We start from the raw sequence: 15,269 nt of genomic DNA, 5'->3' as shown, positions 1-15,269 counted from the left end.
TAGTAATCCGTAGTAGTAATCCGTAGTAGTAATCCATAGTGGTTGGTCTCGCTCGCCCCCACCAGGGGCTGGCCTTCTCCTGGCGTCAGGTTAGCATAGCCGACTAGGGCTGGTTGAGAGTAGCGTCCAACGCCGGCTGGCGAGGTGAGCCGGTATGATGGGGCATGACCCGCGAGACCCTTTACAACGGCGACTTTCTCACCCTCTACAGGCTGGACGGCCGCTATCTGGACGGCCACTACGAGGTCGTGGAGCACGGCGCGGCGGTCTGGCGGCAGGTCGCCGGCGGCGACCTCAACACCAGCGCGCTGGCGCTCGCCTACGCCCTGGGCCGGGCCGGCAAGCTCTGATGCAGGTCGTCTCGTCGCTGGGCGCGCTGGCGCTTAGGGGCTGCACCGTCTGCATCGGCGCCTTCGACGGCGTCCACCGGGGCCATCAGGCGCTCCTCTCCCGCGCGCGCGAACTGGCCGGCGCGAGCGGCGGTCCGGCGGTCGTCGTCACCTTCGACCCGCCGCCCAAGACGGTCTTTTTGGGGACGAAGTTCTTGAGCAGCCTCGAGGAAAAGCTCCACCTCCTGGCGGCGTTCGCACCCCGGGCGGTGGTCGCCGTGCCCTTCGACGAGACCTACGCCAAGACGCCCAAGGCGGCCTTTTTGGACGAGCTCCGCCGCCTGACGCCCACTGCCGTCGTCGTCGGCGAGGACTTCCGCTTCGGCCGGGGCCGCGAGGGCGGCCTCGACGACCTCAGCCACGTGGCCCCCAAGCTCGAGGTCTTCGGCCTCGAGCACCTGGGCGGCGTGCCCGTCAAGTCGTCGCTCATCCGCGCGCTCCTGATTGAGGGTGACGTCAGCGAGGCCGCGCGCTTTCTCGGCCACCCCTATATCGCCACGGGTACCGTCACCGCGGGGGACAGGCGGGGCCGCGAAATCGGCTTTCCTACCGCCAACGTCAGCCTCTCTCCGCTCAAGGCGCTGCCCCCCGGCGTCTACGCGGTGCGCGTGGACACCGAGAAGGGGCGGTTCGGGGGCATGGCCAACGTGGGCCCGCGGCCGAGCTTCCCGGGCGAGCCGCCCGCCTTGGAGGCGCACCTCTTCGACTTTTCAGGCGACCTCTACGGACGAAAGATCACCGTCACCTTCAAACATCTGCTGAGGGGGCAGAGGCGCTTTTCCGGTCTGGAGGAGTTAAAGAGCCAGCTTTCGGAGGACGAGCGGCAGGCCAGGGCGCTGCTGGCTTAGGCTTTATACTGGCTCATGCTCATCTACGGAAAACAGGCGGTGATGGAAGCGCTTACGGAGGGCAGCGTCCTGCGCGTCATCCTGGCCCGCGGCCTCCAGCCGGGTACGCAGCGGGCGGTCGAGAGCCTGGCCCGCAAAAAGGGCGTCGAGGTGGACCTGGTCCCCCGCATCAAGCTCGATACCGAGCTGAAGACCACCCGCCACCAGGGGATCGCCGCCGAGCTGCCCGAGCTCAGCTTCGCCGAGCCCGAGGCGCCCTTCAAGCTGGCCGAGCACCGCGGTGAAGCGCTGCTCCTGGTCCTTCTGGACGGCGTCAGCGACCCGCGCAACTACGGCGCCATCATCCGCAGCGCCGAGGCCCTGGGCGCCCACGGCCTGGTCATCGAAGAGCGGCGCAGCGCCCCGCTGTCGGCCGTCGCCGTCAAGGCCTCGGCGGGTGCCGCCAGCCACATCCCCCTCCTGCAGGTCAAGAACCTGCCCCGCTTCATCGACGAGATCAAGGCGCGGAACGTGTGGATCTACGGCTCGCACTTGGGCGCCACCAACACCCCCTTGGAGCTCGACTGGCAGCGCCCGGTAGCCCTGGTGATCGGCTCCGAGGGCGGCGGCATGCGGCGCCTCGTGAGGGACAAGTGCGACGAGACGGTGAAGATCCCCATGCGCGGCCGGGTAGGCTCGCTGAACGCCTCGGTGGCAGCGGGCATCCTGCTCTACGCCGTCTCCTCGGCGCGCTACGGCGGAGAAGCTTAGCCGGGGCGTCCCGCCGCGATTAGCAAGGCGTCCAGGAGGCTGGAGGCGCGGAGGATGACCTCTTCGCCTCGAGCTCCTCGCCGGGAAACCATCAACTGCAGGATTTCTTTAACTTCAACCGCCCTCAGGGTTGTGCGACTTGCCTCTGAATCAGCAATCGCCTGAATCAGCAACCACCTTGCCGAAGCGTCGCCACTTCTCTCAATCTCGCTTAGGGTGAGCTCGCTTAGGGTGAAACCTCAGGGAGCATGTCCGCGCCCTTAGCCTTCTCGACGCTATCTATGCTATAGTCCTTGGACTTGTCTTTTGAACCCGACGCGGTTCCCAAGACCCTGAGGGCTAGCTCTGAGACTTAGACGGTAAGCTTTAGACGGTAAGATGCAGAAGAAAGGAGAAGAGGATGAAACGCACCTATCAACCCAACCGCCGCAAGCGCGCCAAGACGCACGGCTTTCGCGCGCGCATGGCGACGGCCGCCGGGCGCAAGGTTCTTAGCCGCCGCCGCGCCAAAGGCCGTGCGCGCCTGTCGGTATCCGATCGCTAAACGCCGAGCTTGGCCAGCTAGCTCCGCTCTCGCTCAAGGGAGACCGGGCTTTTCAGCGTGTCCGCAAGGGGCGAGCCGGCCACGCCAAACTGCTAAGCTTGCGCTGGATTGGTAACCGAGAAGGTCAACTGCGGGTGGGCATCGTGGTCAGCAAAAAAGTCGGCAAGGCGGTGGTTCGTAACCGGGTCAGGCGGCGTCTCCGCGAGGCGCTCAGGCTCAAGGTGCAGGGGCTCAAGGTGCAGGGGCGCGGCCTCAGCGTGAGCGCGGCCGACCTGGTGATCATCGCCCGGCCCGAGGCGGCGCTGGCGGGCTACTCTGAGCTCGAGCACAACCTCGAGCACGCGCTCAAGAAGAGCGGGCTGTTGGCATGAACCCGCTTCAGCATCTGCTGGTCGCGCCCATCCGCTTCTACCGGCGCTTCTTGTCCCGGCTCAAACCCACGCCGACCTGCCGCTTTTATCCGAGTTGCAGCGCCTACGCCGTCGAGGCGATCAGCGGCCACGGCGCCCTCAAGGGGCTCCTGCTCACTAGCTGGCGCCTGATAAGATGCAACCCCTTTCATCCTGGTGGTTTCGACCCCGTGCCCCCGGCGTCCGCCGCGTTCTCTCCCAACCGCCCTCTCCCGGAGGAATCTTGATACGCAAGCTTATAGTCTTATTTGTCATGATCGTCGTGATCGTTATGAGCGCGGCCTCGGCCCGCGTCGAGTTCGACCTGCAGACGATCCACGCGAGCGAGCTCCGTGAGCTCGAGCGCTTCGCGGTCAACTGCGAGCAGCCCGCGACGGCCTCGTTCTGGTGCTCCAACCAGGGCGAGACGCTCCAACTCGTCACCACCAAGGGCATCGACGTGCTCTTCAACGACGCCGGTGAGATCGTCGCGCTCTATTCCAAGCCGCAAAAGGGCGCCGACTTGGGTCGCAACTACAACCTGAGCGACGGCCAGAACCTGATCCCCGCCGACTCTACCGTGCCGGGTGGCGCCGTCCTCATAGGCGGCCTCTACAGCATGCCCGAGGACGCCCGCTCCGAGTGGCGCCAGGTGGCCGAGACGCAGCTCCAGGGCTCTTTCGAGTACAGCGTCGGCGACTACCTGGTCAACAAGACCATCGCCGTCTACTTTACCCAGCAGACGATGGACGTGAGCTTCACGGTGCCCAGAGACGCTGCGACCAGGGGCGCTGCCGCGGACGACGAGGTGGCAGGGGAAACTACAGCGGAAACCACAGGAGAAACCACAGGGGAAATCCAGGTCCAGTACGTCATGCCCGGCGTCGCCCGGCAGACGACGCCGACCATCAAGGTGGGCCAAGCTGGCCAGTACAGCCTGAACCCGGTCAGCGCGGCTATCGCCAACCCCAGCTATATCTCCTTGCAGACCGCCAACAACAACCGCGATCACGCCCTCATCATGCGGCCCGTGGCGCAAGACGGCGAGCTCGCCGCCATGTCCTTGCCGCCCCGGCAAATAGCCATGATGAAGACGCTCGAGGGGGGCGAACAGAGCGTGAGCTTCGACCTGCAGGTCTACGGCGGCCGCAACGAGCTGGTCCGCTACCACCAAGAAGGCTACCGCGATCTGCCCGGCCTGTTCGAGCCCAACCTCCTGGGCCGCCTGTCCTTGGGCATCATCATGGTGCTCGAGGCCATCCACGGCGTGGTGCTGAGCTGGGGCCTGTCGATCATCGTCCTGACCCTGCTCATTCGCATCCTCATCTGGCCGCTCATCGCCACCCAGACGAAGTCGATGGTCGGCATGCAGCAGATCCAGCCCAAGATGCAGGCCTTGCAGAAAAAGTACAAGGACAACCGCGAAAAGCTCACCCAGGAGACGATGAAGCTCTACAAGGAGGCCGGCGTCAACCCGGCCGGCGGCTGTCTGCCCATCTTCGCGCAGATGCCCATCTTCATCATGCTCTGGCAGGTCTTCATGAACTACGAGTTCGCCGAGGGCTTTCTCTGGGTCCCCGACCTGGGCCTCTACGACCCCACCTACATCCTGCCCATCCTCTACATCGGCGTGATGGTGGGCTACTCGTTCCTGATGGCCAAGGGCAACCCGCAGTCGCTCAAGATGCAGCTGATGATCAACCTGGTCTTTATCTTCTTTATCATCCGCTTTCCGGCGGGCGTGACGCTCTACTGGGTGGCCTCGATGCTGGTGCAGGTCTTCCAGCACTGGGTGATCCAGCGCCAGATGGCCGTTCCGGTGCCGGTCAAGGCCAAGCCGCAAGGGAGCAAGTAGCCAGGGAGCAAGTAGCCAAGAGACAGAGTACAGGGGTCAGGAGCCGGAACATTCTGGATTCTGACTCCTGACTCCTGTATTCTCTGGTATGGCTGACGATCATCTGGACAAATACCTCGAGAACCTCGGCATCAGCATGGAGGAAGAGGAGACTCCCGCGAGCCCACGGGACTACGGGGAACAGACCTTGGAGGGGGGCGAGGGCGAGGAGGCGTCGGCAGCCGCCACAGACGCCACAGACGCCGTCGCGCGCTGCGAAACCTTCCTGGTGAACCTGCTCCTCAACATCGACCCCGCCTACGCCGTCGAGGTCTCCGGGGGCGCCTCGGGTGAGCTCTTCGCGGACATCTACGGCGGCGATCCGGGCAAGATCATCGGCCGGAACGGCCGGACGCTCTCGGCCCTGGAGTACCTCACCAACACGGTGGTCAACCAGGGCGAGGAGAGCCGGCGCCTCCGCGTCAACATCGACGTGGGCGGCTACAAGCGCCGCCGCGACGACCGTCTCGTCAACACCGCCCGCAAGGCCGCCGCGCGCGTCCGCAAGACGGGTTTCGCCGTCGAGCTCGAGCCCATGAGCGCCGCCGAGCGCCGGGTGGTGCATATGGAGCTCGCCGACAACGTTTACGTCTACAGCGAGTCCACGGGCGAGGGCAAGGACCGCCGGCTGGTCGTCAAGCCGCACTAGACCCCAATACCTCGCCTGATCCCGGAGACGGCCAGAGACCTATACGCGCGCTTTGGCGGTCACAGCCTAGTAGCGGCGCGGATTACCGGACCGCGGCGTCTCCGGTCAGGCTCGCCTCGAGCTCGGCCCAGGCCGGATAGCGCCGGGGATCGCTGGCGATGGCGAGGCTGGCCGTATGAACGGCCAGGGTGACAGCGTCCTGCCAAGGCCGCGCCCGCTTCAACCCGGCCAGAAAACCGGCGTTGAAGCTGTCCCCGGCGCCGACGGTGTCCACCACCTCGACTTGCGGCGCGGCGACCGTGACGAGCTTACCGTGCTCCAAAAAGCCCGCGCCCTCTCTGCCGAGTTTGACGATCGTCCGGCCAGCGAGGTGAGGGTTGAGCTGGCTCAAGCAGGACGCGACCTTTCGCTCGCCCGTCAGCGCTTCAGCCTCCTCGAGGTTGGGCAGGAAAAAGTCGCAGTGGGGCAGGAGGCCAAAAATTTCCTCCTTGACCGCCTCCGTCCAGCCCTCGGTGGGCCAGCCGGTGTCGAGAAGCGTAAGGACGCCGCGCCGCCGGGCGCTAGCCATGAGGTCAAGGGCCTCAGCGCGCAGGCCGGGAAGCAAAAAGTAGCCGCTCACCAGCAGCAGGCTGCCCGCCGCGGCCGTGGTCGCGGCGTCATGAACCGCTCGCGCGTCGAAATCCCTGAAATGGCCGAGATGGCTCAAAAAGGTGCGCTGTCCGCCGGGGTGAGAGATGCCGACGGTAAGCGCGGTCTCGCCCGACGAGCGCTCGAGGGTGCAACCGCGCCTCGCCAGCTCCTCGTAAAGCCAGTCGCCGAGCACGTCGCTGCCGACGTTGGCGAAGTAACTGGCCTCGGCGCCCAGGGCGGTCAGAGCCAGCGCGGTGTTGCCCAGGGCGCCGCCTACGCGCAGGGCGTACTGCGCCACCTCGACCTCGGTGCCGGCCCGCGGCCACGGCGCCAGCCGGCCCATCAGCACGTCCACGTTGACGTTCCCCGTCACCATGAGCCGCACGCGCGCCGAGCCGGCCTGCTCGGTCTCGGCTCGCCCGGCGTCGGCCATACTCAGCCCTTGACCCCGGAGAGCACCACGCCCTCGATGATCTGCTTCTGGAAGACGGCAAAGACGAGCAAAACCGGAAACACCGATAGCGACGCGCCGGCGGTGATCAGGTTCCACTGGCTGCCCGCCTCGCCGGAAAAGAGCGCCAGGCCCACCGGCAGGGTGTACATCTCCTGGCTCTGGGTGACGATGAGCGGCCACAAAAAGGCGTTCCAGTTGCCCAAGAAGGTTAGAATGGCCAGGGCCGCGAGCGTGGGTTTGACGAGCGGCAGGGCCACGCGCCAGAACACGCCGAATTCGGAGAGGCCGTCGATGCGGGCGGCGTCCAGGAGGTCGTTCGGCAGCGTTTCGAAAAACTGCCGCATCAAAAACACCCCAAAGGCCGTCATCAGGCCCGGGAAGAGCAGACCCCAGTAGGAGTTGGTCCAGCCGTACTGCGCGGAGGTCGCGAACCAGGGGATGACCAGCATCTCGGTGGGCACCATCAAGGTCGAGAGGATGAGCACGAAGATGACGGGCTTGCCCGGGAAGTCGAGCTTGGCGAGGGTGTAGCCGGCCAGGGAGTCGAAGACGAGGACCGAAAGGGTGGTTATGCCAGCGACCAGGAGGCTGTTCCAGAACCACTGGCCGAAGAGGTAGTCGAAGAGGATGATGCGGTAGTTTTGAAGCGTCGGCTCCCGGGGCAAGAGCGTCAGGTCGAAGACCTCCGGCAGGGGCTTGAGCGAGGTGAGCAGCATCCACACGAAGGGAAAGAGGGTGATGAGCGAGCCCAGCGTGAGGACCAGGTAACTCAGAAAGGACTTGGTGCGCATCAGGTTTCCACCTTAAATAAATACCCGCTTAAACTTCAACACCTCAGTACTCCACCTTGCGGCCGATGACGCGGAGCTGAACCAGGGTGATCAGCAAGATTATCGAAAAGAGCAAGACGGTGATCGCGGCGGCGTAGCCGAACTGAAAGCGGTCGAAGGCCATCTGGTACATGTAGAGCACGATGGTGAGCGTGCTGGTGAGCGGCCCGCCGGGGTCGCTGAAGTTGAGGTTGACGACCTGGGTAAAGAGCTGCAGAAAACCCGTTGCCGGCGAGGCCGTGGCGATAATGACCGAAAAGACGATGATGGGGTTTAAGAGCGGCAAGGTGATGTGGCGGAAGAGCTTCCAGGGGCCGGCGCCGTCGATTCTGGCGGCCTCGTAGTACTCGCGGGGGATGCCCTCGAGCCCGACTAAAAAGAGCACCACCTGAAAGCCCAGGTACTGCCAGACCACCACCGCCGTGACCGTCGGCAGGGCCTGCGAGGGGCTGGTCAGAAAGGGTTGGGTGGGCAGACCGAGCATCGCCAAGATCTCGTTGACGATGCCCAAGTTGGGCGAGAGCATGAGGCTCCAGGCCCAGGCCACCGCCACCGCCGGGGTGACGTAGGGCGCGAAGTAGATGGCCCGGAAGAGGCCGCGCGCCCGGCGCACGGTCTGCAAGAGCAGGGCGATCACCAGGCCCAAGAGGAGCTGAGCAGGCACGCCAATCAAGGTGTAGAGCAGGGTGTTGAGCAGCGCGCGGTGCAAGCGGACGTCGCTCAGCATGCGCTCGTAGTAGTCGGTGCCGACAAAGACGCGCTGAGCCGGGTCCACGTGCCAGGTGCTCAAGGAGAGCTGGAAGGACTGCAAGGCCGGCCAGATGCGCACCAGCAGGAAAAAGGCCAGGGGAACGGCCAGAAAGGCGTAAGCCCAGAGGGCCTGCCGCTTGGCCAGGGTCAGTCGCATGGGCTCGGGCTTCGAGAGCAGGTCACGTTTACCTCGGAGGCGTCGCAAGATTGCGGCGAGATAAGGGCAAAAATAAGGTAAGCCACATCGGGGCTCGAGGCGTTTTCAGCTCGAGCCCCGATACGCTAGTCTTGGCCTTGCCAGAAGCTGTCCAGGAGTTGCTGCTCTTCCTCGGCGGCCTGACGCAGCGATTCCGCGGGTTCAACCCCCTGGAGGATGACGCGGTTGATCATGTCCAGGGTGATGCGGCGCTGTTCGGTCTCGTCCGCGAAGAAGGTGGCGTGCGAGTAGGGCAGCGCGGCCAGAAAGGGACCCAGGACCGGGTCCTCGGCGAGCGCCGGATCTTCGAGCAGGGCGCTGCGCGCGGGCAGTTCGCCGACGTTCTCGAGCCAGAGCTGCATCGCCTCTTCGGAGGTGATGAACTCCAGGAAGCGGATCGAAGCCTCGAGCCTGTCGCCGGTCGCCAGCGGGGTGAGGCCGTGCATCCAGAAGGAGCCGAAGTTGGACCTCTCGCCGCCCTCCTCGAGGACGGGCAATTCGGTGACGCCCCAGTCGAAGCGGGCGTTGCTGCGGACGCCGTCGATGGCGAAGGAGCCGTCGACCATCATGCCGATGCGGCCGGCCAGGAAGCCGTCGCGGTAGTTGCCGCGCCCCGGAAAGAAGTCGGGCGTGCCGATCTGGTCTTCGCTGACCCAGTCGGTGTAGAACGTCAGGGCTTCGGCGCCCTCGGGGCTGTCGTAGCGGACTTCGCGGTTGTCGTCGCTGTAGGGCGGGGTGCCGAACTGCCTAAACAGCACCTCGCGCAGCAGGTGGTGGTCCTGACCGTCGGGCGCCACGCCGTAGCCGATCATGGTGTAGCGGTCGCCGCGCCGGACCGTGATCGCTTGCGCGACCTCGATGAACTCGGCCCAGGTGCTGGGCGGCGCCTCGACGCCGACATCGTCAAAGATGTCCTGGTTGTACCAGAGCGCCAGGCTGCGCACGCCGGTCGGCAAGGCCCAGTAGCGGCCGTCCAGCTTGGCGGCCTGCACCATCGGGATGAACTCGGCCTCGATCACCTCGGTCGGGAAGTGCTCCTCGGGCAGCGGCTGCAGGTAGCCGGCTTCCTGCCACGCCGGCAGCCAGCCGTAGAAGAGGTTGATGACGTCGGCACCCTGACCGGCTGGGATCGAGGTGGCTACCTGCTGGGGGTAGGCTTCATAGGGGAAGGTCTGGTGCTGCACCCGGATACCGGGGTTTTCAGCCTCGAACCTCTCGATAAGCTGGTCTATGGTATCGACCTTGCTGGCGAAGTCATACTGCCAGTAGGTGATGGTGACCTCCTGGGCCAGGCCGAGACCGCCGAGGAGGAGGCCCGCCGTGGCGACAAACGTGGCGACAAACGTGCCGAAAAACTTCAGGTAAAACTTCATGCAAAACTTCATACTGTGTCCTTTCCAGGCGTCATGAGCAGGAAGGCTCGCGCCTCTTTGAGGTGTGCTTGCAGCTCCTTGAGCTGATCGCGCGTTTCGCCTAGTCGGTGTCTCGCTTGCTGGATATGCTTGTGGACCACCTCCGGTGCGGGCCCCCCCAGGCCGCTTCTGCGGCGCACGAAGGCTAAGGGATCGAGTGCCTCTTGGATTTCGGCGACCGCTAAAGCTGGGCCGCCGAGGGCAGACAGGTCTTCGGGCGTGGCGCTTTGCGGGGTTCTGCCGAGCGTCCTCAGCTCCCTTACCAGCAGGCCCACCAGCCGGTGAGCCTGCTGAAAGCTCAGCTTGTGGCGCTGGGTGAGCCAATCGGCGAGTTCGGTCGCGGTGGTGTCGGTGGCGCGCGCCAGCTCCGCCAACCTCCGACGGTCGAAGTCGCCCTCGGCCACGCAGGCGGTGAGCAGGGCGACCCCTCCTTCGAACTGGATAAAGAGCGACATGATCGCGCCCTGGATGTCGGGGCCGAAGTCGTTGAGGTCGCCGTAGGGAATGTTGTGGCTCGAGTAGAGCACCGTCTGGCTTCCGCCCAGGGCCCTCGAGAAGCGGGTGCGGGCGTGCTCGAGCGCGATGGGGTTGCGCTTTTGCGGCATGATCGAGGAGCCTTGGACCAGCGTGTCGGGAAGTTCGAAGAGCCCCTGCGAGGTCCACGAGATGAGATCGCAGACCAGGCGCGAGAGGTTGAGGGCCACGCTCTGCACCACGCTTACGAACTCGACCTGCCAGTCGGACGAGGCCACCGCGTCATAAGAGTTGGCGACCGGGGCGGCGAAGCCGAGGAGCCCGGCGGTGTAGGCGCGGTCGAGCGCGTAGGAGCTGCCGGCGAGCGCGGCCGAGCCCAAGGGACAGGTGTTGAGCCGACCATAGGCGGCCAGCAGCCGCTCGAGATCGCGCTCGAGCACGCCGTCGATGGCCGCCAGATAGTGTGCCACCGTGGTCGGCTGTCCCGGCTGGTGGTGGGTGTGGGCGATAAGCAGCGTGTCCAGGTGGGCTTCGGCCTTGCCCAGCACCTCGGCGCGGAGCCCGCACAGCTGGCCCCCCAGGGTGAGGAGAAGCTCGCGGGTGCGCATCTTGTAGACGGTCATGTCGAGGTCGTTGCGGCTCAGCCCCAGCCGCAAAAAGCTCACCGCCTCCGGGCCCAGCTCGGCCTCGAGCCAGGCGCTAAAGGCGAAGTAGAGGTCGGGCACCTCGGGCGCGTAGGCGGGCACGGCTTCCTGGCGAAGCCGCGCCAGGGCGTGCTCGAGCGCGCCGATTTTAGCGCGGTTCTCCTGCACCCAGGCGTCCGGCAGCCGCCCCACGGTGCGGACGTGGGCGGTCATGGCGTCGAGCAGGTGATAGGCCAGGTGCTTGCCGGCAAAGGCGTAGTCGGGCATCAGCACCTTGTCTCTATAAACCGTATGCCAGAGCATGCTCACCTCCTGCCGGCGCGCGCGAGGCGCAGAGTTCCTGCTCGAGCCCGTCGAGCGCCAGGCGCGCCACCCCGCGCAGGGCGGCGTCCGGGCCGAGCGCAGCGGGAGCGATCTTGAGGGAGAGCGGCGAGCGCCAGCCTGCCTGCAGCCGCGCGATGAGCCGTTCGGCGCCTATAGGCCAGGCGATCACCACCAGTTCCGGGTTGAGCAGGCAAGTGAGGTTGTGAAGGATCAAACCGAGGTCGTCGGCGAAGGTCTCGAAGGCTTGCCGCGAGGCCGCCCCCTCGAGCTGGAGATGACCGGCGGAATCGCTGAAAGCGGGAATGAGCTCGAGCAGGTGCTGCTCGAGGGGGCCAGGAATCCCCAGATTTATTTTGGCGGGCACCGCGACGTGCGGCAGTATGCTGTAGCCGATCTCGCCGGCGGCGGAGTCGGCACCGCGGTAGAGCCGCCCGTCGATGACCAGGCCCGCGCCTATGCCGCTGCCGATGGCGACGTAGAGGACGTGGTGGTGGTGGCGGCCGCTGCCGTAGTGGAGCTCGGCGATCGCCAGGGCGTTGACGTCGTTCTCGAGCACCGCCTCCAGCCCGGTTTCCCGGTGGAGCTTTTCGGCAAGGGGATAGTCGTCCCAGCCCAGGGCCGGGGCGAGGCGGACATGGCCGCTCCGAGGCGCCACGACGCCGGGAACGGCGACCGCCAGCCTGGCGATGTTGGTGCCCGTCCGGCTGTGCCGCGAAAGAACCTCACCCAACCAGGTGAAGAGCGCGTTCTCCGAGCCGGGGGCAAGTTTTGGGCCGTCGAAGCTGCCCTGCACCGCACCCAGCAGATCGATGGCCGCACCGCGCGCGTGGTTGCCGCTCAGGTCCAAACTGAGGACGTGGCGGGCGTCCGAGACGAAGCGCACGAGTTGCGCCGGCCGCCCCCCGGCGGAGTAGGCCTGGCCGACCTCGGCCGCTAGGCCGGCGGCGACGAATCCCTGGACGATACTGGCGACGGTAGGAGCGCTCAGGAGCGTGGCCCGGGCGATGTCGGCGCGGCTGAGCTTCCGGTTCGATTGCAGGATGCGGTAGACGCTCAGCCGGTTCAGCTCGCGCACATGACCGTTTTGTAAAGGCTCCATCTTCATAGGCTTCACGATATGCCGGTCCTCACCTCTGGCGCTACAGCTGCCGCTTTTTAAAACTCTCTTAAAAAGAGTATAAAAAAACGGCGTTGCCCTTGTCAAACCCCGGTCCCGTCAAACACCCGGTCCCGTCAAACATCCGGTCTTGATGATCTTCCCGCGCCCCGCGGGCCTTGGCGAGCTCGGCGGCCGGTTCAGTGATGATGCGCATGCTCGAGTTCTCCGGGCCTCAGCGGCAGCCGGTCGCCGCGAAACAAGAAGGCCGCGATGAAGGTCGTCAGGGGAACCGCCAGGATCAGCCCGATCGAGCCGACCAGGGTATGCACCACCTCCACCGCGACCGGCTCGACGTTCAGCGCCTGCGGCAGGCTGGTCGCCTGCAACCGCAAGAGGACCAGGAGGGGCAGCGCGGCGCCGGTGTAGGCGAGCACCAGCGTGTTGACGAGCGAGCCGATATGGTCGAGGCCGACGTTCATCGCGCGCGCGTACAGCGCGCGCATGCCGAAACGCGGGTTGGCGTGGGCGAGCTCGCGCACCACGCTGGCCTGCACGATGGTGATATCGGTGAGCGCTCCGAGCGCGCCTATCAAGAGCCCCGCCAAGATCATGCCCTTGAGGTTGACCTGCGCCGCCGCGAGGTTGATGTAGATAGCCTCGTGGCTCCCGAAGCCCGTCAGCCGCGCCAGGTCGACGAAGTAGAGCCCGATCGCCATGGTGACGACGACCGCCGCGAAGGTCCCGACGAGCGCCGCGGTCGTGCTCCAGGAGACGCCGTGCACGAAGTAGATCGCCAAGACCAGTATCGTCCCGACGCCCAAGAGCGAGACAAGCACCGGGCTGTAGCCCGCGAGGATCCCCGGCACCACGAAGCCCACCGCAATCGCCAGGCTGCACGCCGTCGAGATGAAGGCGCGCAAGCCCTTGGCGCGCGCGACCACCACCGCCACGACCAGAAAGAGGCCCACCAGCCAGTAGAGACTCGGGCGGCGCACCCAGTCCGACACGAGGTAGCGCCGCGCGCCGCCTTGATCGCGCTGGTAGTAGAGCTCGACGCGCTCTCCCGCCTGAAACTCGGGCAGGCCCGTCGCCCCAGCGGCCGCGCCGAGCTCGGCCTGCACCACATCGCCGCCGGCAAGCCGCACGACCGCTACCCGCAACTCGTGGTCGGCGCCCACGATTCGGCCTTCGGCGTAGCCTTCGTCCGGCGTCTGCGCGAGCGCAAAGCCGAAAAACCCCGCCAGCAACCACAGCAGTACCCTGCCGCGCGCGCCCTCCAGGCCACGGCTCACGGGTAATCGGCTCATGGGTAATCGGCTCACGGGTAACCGGCTCACAGGTAATCGACTCACAGGTAATCGAGCGGGCTTTCCTGCGTCGCCTGGTACGCCGGAATGAGCGCCGCGAGGAGTCCGAGCGGCAAGAGCAGCAGCACCCGCCCGACGAGCGCCGGTTCAAAGTCCGGCGGCGGCAAGACGAAACCGAGTGCCGCGCCGAGCACACTCCCGCCCAAGGCGGCGAAGCCGTAACTGAGGCCGACGCCCAAGGCGAGGCCAAGGCCGATGGTGAGGGCCGTCTCGAGCAAGACCAGCGTGAAGATGAGCGGGCGGCTCGCCCCCAGGGTGCGCAACAGCGCCACCGACCTGCGGCGCTCGAGCGCGCCCGCGTAGAGGTTGAGCCAGATGGTGAGGGCCGCCAAGACCAAGACCAGGAGCGAGAGCGCCGCATAGGCCGCCTGGCCCTGCGAAACGAAGCCGCGCAGCTGCGCGAAGACCGCGCCGGTGAAGACCGCCTGCGCGTCCGGGCTGGCGTTCACCTCCTGCGCGACCGCGTAGTAGTCGCTCAGCCGCTCGGCGGTGTAGAGGATGGCGGTGACGCCGCGGCTCGCCGGGTCGAACTGGCCGTGGACCAGCCACAGCGACTCGAGGTCGACCAGGACCGCCTGATCGACGGGGCCGCCGGTCGGCTCGAGGACGCCGACCACGGTGTACTCCTCGGCGTGCTGGAGGCCCGCGGTCCAATCGTCGCCCGCGGGCACCCCGGCGTCTTGGTGGAGGCGCGCCAGCTCGCTGCGCAGCTGCCGGCGCAAATCGAGGCGCTGGGCTTCGTCCCCAGCCTCGCCCACCTGAGCTTGCAGGCGCCGGATCTCCTCGCGAATCTCGCGCTGGGTGGCGGGGTGGACATGGGCGTGCGCGGCCCCCTCGAGTTCGGGAATGTGCACGTGCCCGTGGGTGGTGCCGAAGGCGTCGCCAAGCCCGAGGCCCATGGCCTGCGCGACGCGAGCGCCCAGGACCGCCTGGAAGGGGAGCGCGAACGCCTCGCCCTGGCGCAGGCGGAAGTAAGGAGCTGCGCCCTGCTCGAGGCGCAGCGAAAAGAACTCGGCCGTGGTGCCGACCAAGGGATAGCCGCGGACGTTGTCGCCAAAGCCGAGCGGCACCGCGCGGACCGTGCGCGGGTCGTCGGCGAGCGCGCGGTAGCGCGCGTAGGGAAGGTTGCCGATCGGCACGTCCAGATAAAAGAGGCTCGACAGGACCGCCTGGGTGGGGCTGCCCTTGGCGGTGACGAGCAGGTCGAAAACTTGCACCGCCTCGGTGGCGCCGCGGTCGAGCTGGCGCAGGGTGAGCGGCACCACCAGCGCGATGGCCGTGGCGAGCGCCACCACCCACACCGTCAGGAACGTCGCCAGCGCGCGCACCCGCAGGTTGCGCAGGCCGATCCAGAAGATCACCGGGCCACCTCGATGCGGCGCTCAAAGGCCCCGACGACCCAGGGATCGTGCGTCGCCAGCAGCAGCGTGGCCTCCAGGTCCCGGGCGGTCTCGCGCAGCAGCGCCAATGCCTGCTCGGCGCGCGGACGGTCCAGGTGCGCGGTGGGCTCGTCCGCCAGCAACAGTCCCGGCCGGTGCGCGACGGCGCGCGCCAGGGCCACGCGCTGCCGCTCGCCCGTCGACAGCCGCCTCGGCAGGTGGCGCAGGCGCTCGCCGAGCCCGAGCC

17 protein-coding genes are annotated in these 15,269 nt (G+C 66.6%); 8 read left to right on the top strand and 9 right to left on the bottom strand.

The window, feature by feature from the left end; translation table 11 throughout:
• The first annotated feature begins 164 nt into the window (after window positions 1-164).
• The 8 genes from M3498_14450 (at window position 165) to M3498_14415 (ending at window position 5,463) form a co-directional block, all read left to right on the top strand.
• Window positions 165-350, top strand: a complete 186-nt coding sequence (locus M3498_14450; GenBank protein ID MDQ3460479.1) for a hypothetical protein — start codon at window positions 165-167, stop codon at window positions 348-350.
• Window positions 350-1,237, top strand: a complete 888-nt coding sequence (ribF, locus tag M3498_14445; GenBank protein ID MDQ3460478.1) for a riboflavin biosynthesis protein RibF — start codon at window positions 350-352, stop codon at window positions 1,235-1,237. The genes M3498_14450 and ribF overlap by 1 nt, the downstream gene beginning before the upstream one ends.
• 15 nt (window positions 1,238-1,252) lie before the next feature.
• Window positions 1,253-1,987, top strand: coding sequence for a 23S rRNA (guanosine(2251)-2'-O)-methyltransferase RlmB (gene rlmB, locus M3498_14440; protein ID MDQ3460477.1), 735 nt, complete (start codon window positions 1,253-1,255; stop codon window positions 1,985-1,987).
• Window positions 1,988-2,387: 400 nt separating this feature from the next.
• Window positions 2,388-2,531: a 50S ribosomal protein L34 gene (gene rpmH / locus M3498_14435; protein ID MDQ3460476.1), complete on the top strand. Its 144-nt coding sequence runs from the start codon at window positions 2,388-2,390 to the stop codon at window positions 2,529-2,531.
• A gap of 89 nt (window positions 2,532-2,620) precedes the next feature.
• Complete coding sequence (gene rnpA, locus M3498_14430) at window positions 2,621-2,902, top strand: ribonuclease P protein component (protein MDQ3460475.1); 282 nt, start codon at window positions 2,621-2,623, stop codon at window positions 2,900-2,902.
• Window positions 2,899-3,168, top strand: coding sequence for a membrane protein insertion efficiency factor YidD (gene yidD / locus M3498_14425; protein MDQ3460474.1), 270 nt, complete (start codon window positions 2,899-2,901; stop codon window positions 3,166-3,168). Before rnpA ends, yidD begins: the two co-directional genes overlap by 4 nt.
• 26 nt (window positions 3,169-3,194) lie before the next feature.
• The gene (locus M3498_14420) at window positions 3,195-4,775 is read left to right on the top strand and encodes a YidC/Oxa1 family membrane protein insertase (protein MDQ3460473.1); all 1,581 of its coding nucleotides are present in this window, start codon (window positions 3,195-3,197) and stop codon (window positions 4,773-4,775) included.
• Between the two features lie 88 nt (window positions 4,776-4,863).
• Window positions 4,864-5,463, top strand: coding sequence for a KH domain-containing protein (locus M3498_14415; protein MDQ3460472.1), 600 nt, complete (start codon window positions 4,864-4,866; stop codon window positions 5,461-5,463).
• Window positions 5,464-5,545: 82 nt separating this feature from the next.
• Here the strand turns inward: M3498_14415 and M3498_14410 are convergent, their stop codons facing one another.
• From M3498_14410 to M3498_14370, 9 genes are all read right to left on the bottom strand, one after another.
• Window positions 5,546-6,526 (bottom strand): carbohydrate kinase family protein, encoded by a 981-nt coding sequence (locus M3498_14410; GenBank protein ID MDQ3460471.1) that lies wholly within the window; start codon window positions 6,524-6,526, stop codon window positions 5,546-5,548.
• A gap of 2 nt (window positions 6,527-6,528) precedes the next feature.
• Entirely contained in the window at window positions 6,529-7,338 is an 810-nt protein-coding gene (locus M3498_14405; GenBank protein ID MDQ3460470.1) for a carbohydrate ABC transporter permease, read from the bottom strand.
• A gap of 43 nt (window positions 7,339-7,381) precedes the next feature.
• Window positions 7,382-8,284, bottom strand: a complete 903-nt coding sequence (locus tag M3498_14400) for a sugar ABC transporter permease (GenBank protein MDQ3460469.1) — start codon at window positions 8,282-8,284, stop codon at window positions 7,382-7,384.
• A gap of 125 nt (window positions 8,285-8,409) precedes the next feature.
• Window positions 8,410-9,696 carry an extracellular solute-binding protein gene (locus tag M3498_14395; GenBank protein ID MDQ3460468.1) on the bottom strand — a complete coding sequence of 429 codons (1,287 nt, stop codon included), beginning with the start codon at window positions 9,694-9,696 and terminating at the stop codon, window positions 8,410-8,412.
• An 8-nt stretch (window positions 9,697-9,704) separates the two neighbouring features.
• Entirely contained in the window at window positions 9,705-11,156 is a 1,452-nt protein-coding gene (locus M3498_14390) for an argininosuccinate lyase (protein MDQ3460467.1), read from the bottom strand.
• A complete protein-coding gene (locus tag M3498_14385) occupies window positions 11,134-12,276 on the bottom strand; it encodes an ROK family transcriptional regulator (GenBank protein ID MDQ3460466.1) in 1,143 nt (380 codons plus the stop codon). Before M3498_14385 ends, M3498_14390 begins: the two co-directional genes overlap by 23 nt.
• 197 nt (window positions 12,277-12,473) lie before the next feature.
• The gene (locus tag M3498_14380) at window positions 12,474-13,583 is read right to left on the bottom strand and encodes a YibE/F family protein (GenBank protein ID MDQ3460465.1); all 1,110 of its coding nucleotides are present in this window, start codon (window positions 13,581-13,583) and stop codon (window positions 12,474-12,476) included.
• Between the two features lie 41 nt (window positions 13,584-13,624).
• Complete coding sequence (locus M3498_14375; protein MDQ3460464.1) at window positions 13,625-15,004, bottom strand: FtsX-like permease family protein; 1,380 nt, start codon at window positions 15,002-15,004, stop codon at window positions 13,625-13,627.
• A partial coding sequence (locus tag M3498_14370; GenBank protein MDQ3460463.1) for an ATP-binding cassette domain-containing protein occupies window positions 15,001-15,269 on the bottom strand: 269 nt, incomplete at its 5' end. The genes M3498_14375 and M3498_14370, both read right to left, overlap by 4 nt.

This window comes from Deinococcota bacterium (genome assembly GCA_030858465.1).
Lineage (GTDB): Bacteria > Deinococcota > Deinococci > Deinococcales > Trueperaceae > JALZLY01.
Note: the sequence above shows the minus strand (reverse complement) of the source record. Positions and strands in the feature narration are given on the sequence as shown.